Genomic DNA, 3,669 nt, shown 5'->3' with positions numbered 1-3,669 from the left:
TATAATTAAGGTGTAATCCAAAACCGCTTCTTGTACTACTTGTCTGTTTATGTAAAATCTTTCAAAGAACTCTTTCTTTAATTGCTAAGAGAAACCGTATTTCTCAAAAGCGAGTGCAAAGGTACTAACTATTTTCCATTCCACCAAATTCTTCGACAAAAAAGTTCGATAAATGGCGACTTTTTAACAGTTGTAAACAATTAAATATTTATTTTGTACAGCCATACCTTATTTTATAATATTATATATTTTTGCTAGTTTATTCTCACATCATTTCAGAAGTTGCAGACAAAAACAAAATGAATCCGATCAAAATATGAGGCTAAATAATAGAATAATATTGCATGCATCGAAGAATAAACATGTCTACATGTTTACTATAGTTCATGTTTTCATATTTAATATTTACTTGTGCGCTAAATTACATGTTTGCAAACTGACATGTAATCATGCAAACATGTTTTCCGAAAAGTTATGGATAAAAATACAAATATAACAGCATATATATAAATTTTCACAATCCTTTTAACAGCTTAATATCAAGACATTTTACTATATCATCTGTCAATTCAAACAGACGCATAGATATAAAGATAACAAAATCATGAAAACACAAATCCAAGTATGCATGTTTACATGTATCATGTAGGTATGTTTTCAAGTATTCATGCTTTCATGTTTACATGCATACGATAAACATATAAAGACAGTGAACCATATAAATATACTTCAAAGATTACTTATAGAATGAGAAAAACTTATAAAATGTCACTCATGCATAACGACTTTCATATTTACAGAATATCATGACAACATGTTTGCAATACAACATGTTTTCATGTATGTTTACAAAACATTCATACTATATCTTAGACACCTGTGTTCTAACACTTTAACTCACACAAAACATAAGTTAGAATTTATTCATGAAAACATGTTCGTCAAAAAACATGTTTCCATGTAAAAAAGTAATTTAAAATTTGGCTATTTCAAATTAATAATGTATCTTTGCACAAAAATGAATAATTAAAAGTCAAAAACATGGAAAATAAACTGAAAATGATTTTGGCTATCGTCAACAATAAAGGAGGCGTAGGCAAAACAACAACAGTGCAAAATCTTGCAGCAGGAATGTTGAGAAAGGATAAAACATTAAGAATCCTTGAGATAGACTTAGATCCTCAATGCAACTTGACCCTTTTAAATCATGCACCAGAAGGGTGTGCTACTGTTTTTGAGTCAATGATCGCATGTAAGGGATTACCTATCTACAAAACAGAAACAGGTGTATATTATGTTCCTGGCTCTGCAAAGATGCAGGATGTCGATCCTTTTCTTCAAAACACAGGTGCACCTCGTCAAGTGTTAGGCGCATGCATCAATAGTGACTGTATTGATTATACAGGTGAGAGCATAAGTAATCCAATAGATTACTTTGATTACATCTTTATAGATTGTCCTCCAGCAATGTCGCTATCTACTTACAACGCAATGGTGGTGGCCAGTCATTTGCTTATTCCTGTTCAGATGGAAGGCTTGTCTGTTTTTGGATTATCCGCTGTTCTTGCAGCAATGAAGGAAGTCAAAGAAGGTCGTTTTGCGTTGAATAAAGATTTGGAATTGTTAGGGTTATTGCCAGTTATGCTGGACGAGAGACCTGTCATTGTGCGACAAGCTTTATCAACTCTACGTGAAAAATATAAAGAAAAAATTCTAAAACATGGTGTTCGACGCTGTATCAAGGTTAATGAGGCTCAAACAGTAAAACAAGATTTGTTTCATTATGCCCCTTATTGCTCAGCCGCAATAGATTATGAATTGGTTATTAAAGAATTGTTTAATTTTAAATAATTAGGAAAAATGGGAAAGGATTTTCGTGCAGCCTTTTGTATTATGAATAAGGCAGTTCGTCCAGGCGCAGAACAACCAGTAGAACAACCTGTTATGCATAATATAGAGCAACCGGCAAAACAACCGGCAAAAAAGAAAAAAATGAGTCTGGCAGAAAAAAGAGCAACCATGCATGCAGTTCAGACATATCTGTCAGAAGAAGACTTTAAAGAACTGATGCTGATTAAACTTAGCAGCAAAGGGATGAATTATGAAGAAATCATACGTGAAGCAATAAGATTGTACATACAAGTTAAGAAAAACGAGTCTTAAGAGACAACCATAATCTAAAATTTTTAGACTATGGATCAAGTTTACTTATTTGGAAACTAAAAAACGGGATTTCGACAACAAAAAACAAAATCATTGTTTATACTAACAGAAATATCAATATGACAGATAAAAAAAATGAAATAGCAAAGAGCCATGTTGATGAGCAGTGGATAAATACTCCATTTAGTTTCACCAAGATAGACAAACAATGCACGCTTTCCCAGCAACATATATTGTTTTGCGTAAGTTCACATCTACAAGAATACGTTACGAGATACTTCAACGAAAAGCGTGAAAAAGGAAATCTACGTTCAGACTATATGTTTGAAGTAGATAAAGAACACGTTGCCATGAATGTACCTAAAATCAAACTTAAATTGAGTGAATTAGGTATAGAATCAAGCCACTATAAAGATCTGCGTAAAACTCTTAAAGAACTCCTAGACTTTAGTGTGAGAATCAAAATAGATGGCAAAGCCGTTATTCAGCACGTATTTTCAAACATAACAGAAGATATTGTGACAAACGGCTATACAAAACAGGGAGTATCATACGATAGGTCAAAAGGAGAGGTCGAGTTAAAAATTGACCCAGTTGTTGCCAAATATGCATTTGACATGAGCCAAGGCTTCATTCATCATATAGCCTTGATTGCACGATATGCTAGCCGACTTAACACTCCAAGAATATATCTCTTTCTACTGCGTCAAATGGGAATAAATAAAGGCAAAATGACCATAAAAGTACCTTTCATGCAACTGAAAGAATATCTAGGTATGGCTAAAATAGCTGAAGACGGAACAGTAGAGGAAGAACAGTATCCAAAATTCTCTCAATTTAAGAAACAAGTATTGGATGCAGTACAAGAAGATTTTGCAAAACTAAGTAAAGAAGACAAAATTGATATAATGTTCACTGATTGCACACCAATATACAAAAGGGGACAAACAAGAGGTAATCCTGAAGCTCTGGTGTTTAAAATCAAAAGAACAGCTTTGGGAAAAGCCCATATCAATGGCAAGATATTGGATAGGAAAGGACTTCCTAAAGCTAGCGGAACCAAAGAACCTGTTGTAGGTGACTTGTTTGCTCATGTTGTGAAACCTGAAAAAAGCAAGATCCAAATGGAAAAGTGTGGGGAAGAGCAATGGAATGAATTTCTATCAAGAATAATAGATCCTTCCCAGACAACATTGCTCAGTAGGGTGAAGTTCCTCGGCATGAAAAATCAAAGATTCTGCATACAGGCTTCACAAGAAGATTTTCAATTACTCAAAACTCTGGGTGTAGAAAAGATAGCTCAAGAGTTCTTCAATTGTGTTGGTTCATTTGCTCCTACTTTCTACCAAGGATAATCTAATCGAGTAGGAGGAAAACGAAGTAGTTTTTCTCCTACTTTCGTTTTCCGACCTCTCACACCACCGTACATGCGGTTCCGCATACGGCGGTTCCTATTTTGGATACCATTCGAGGTATGAACCCATCAATGTAGCATAGCCTGCCATG

The 3,669-nt window shown here is 34.2% G+C and carries 3 protein-coding genes; all 3 read left to right on the top strand.

Annotation, left to right across the window (positions count from 1 at the left end):
- Nucleotides 1–1,041 precede the first annotated feature (1,041 nt).
- The 3 genes from ACQRBJ_RS15725 to ACQRBJ_RS15715 all read left to right on the top strand — a co-directional run bounded on the left by ACQRBJ_RS15725 (nucleotide 1,042) and on the right by ACQRBJ_RS15715 (nucleotide 3,518).
- Complete coding sequence (locus ACQRBJ_RS15725; RefSeq protein ID WP_153122970.1) at nucleotides 1,042–1,851, top strand: ParA family protein; 810 nt, start codon at nucleotides 1,042–1,044, stop codon at nucleotides 1,849–1,851.
- Nucleotides 1,852–1,860: 9 nt separating this feature from the next.
- Entirely contained in the window at nucleotides 1,861–2,163 is a 303-nt protein-coding gene (locus ACQRBJ_RS15720) for a hypothetical protein (protein ID WP_445304192.1), read from the top strand.
- Nucleotides 2,164–2,282: 119 nt separating this feature from the next.
- The gene (locus ACQRBJ_RS15715; RefSeq protein WP_153122973.1) at nucleotides 2,283–3,518 is read left to right on the top strand and encodes a replication initiation protein; all 1,236 of its coding nucleotides are present in this window, start codon (nucleotides 2,283–2,285) and stop codon (nucleotides 3,516–3,518) included.
- Nucleotides 3,519–3,669: the final 151 nt, after the last annotated feature.

The organism is Prevotella sp. SGI.167 (assembly GCF_050313615.1).
Taxonomy (GTDB): domain Bacteria; phylum Bacteroidota; class Bacteroidia; order Bacteroidales; family Bacteroidaceae; genus Prevotella.
The sequence above is the reverse complement of the archived record's forward strand: the minus strand, read 5'-3'. Positions and strand labels throughout refer to the sequence as shown.

What these genes read in the sequence shown, in the direction of transcription:
- ACQRBJ_RS15725 (WP_153122970.1), top strand. Translation starts at nt 1,042, where the DNA reads ATGGAAAATAAACTGAAAATGATTTTGGCTATCGTCAACAATAAAGGA.
- ACQRBJ_RS15720 (WP_445304192.1), top strand. Translation starts at nt 1,861, where the DNA reads ATGGGAAAGGATTTTCGTGCAGCCTTTTGTATTATGAATAAGGCAGTT.
- ACQRBJ_RS15715 (WP_153122973.1), top strand. Translation starts at nt 2,283, where the DNA reads ATGACAGATAAAAAAAATGAAATAGCAAAGAGCCATGTTGATGAGCAG.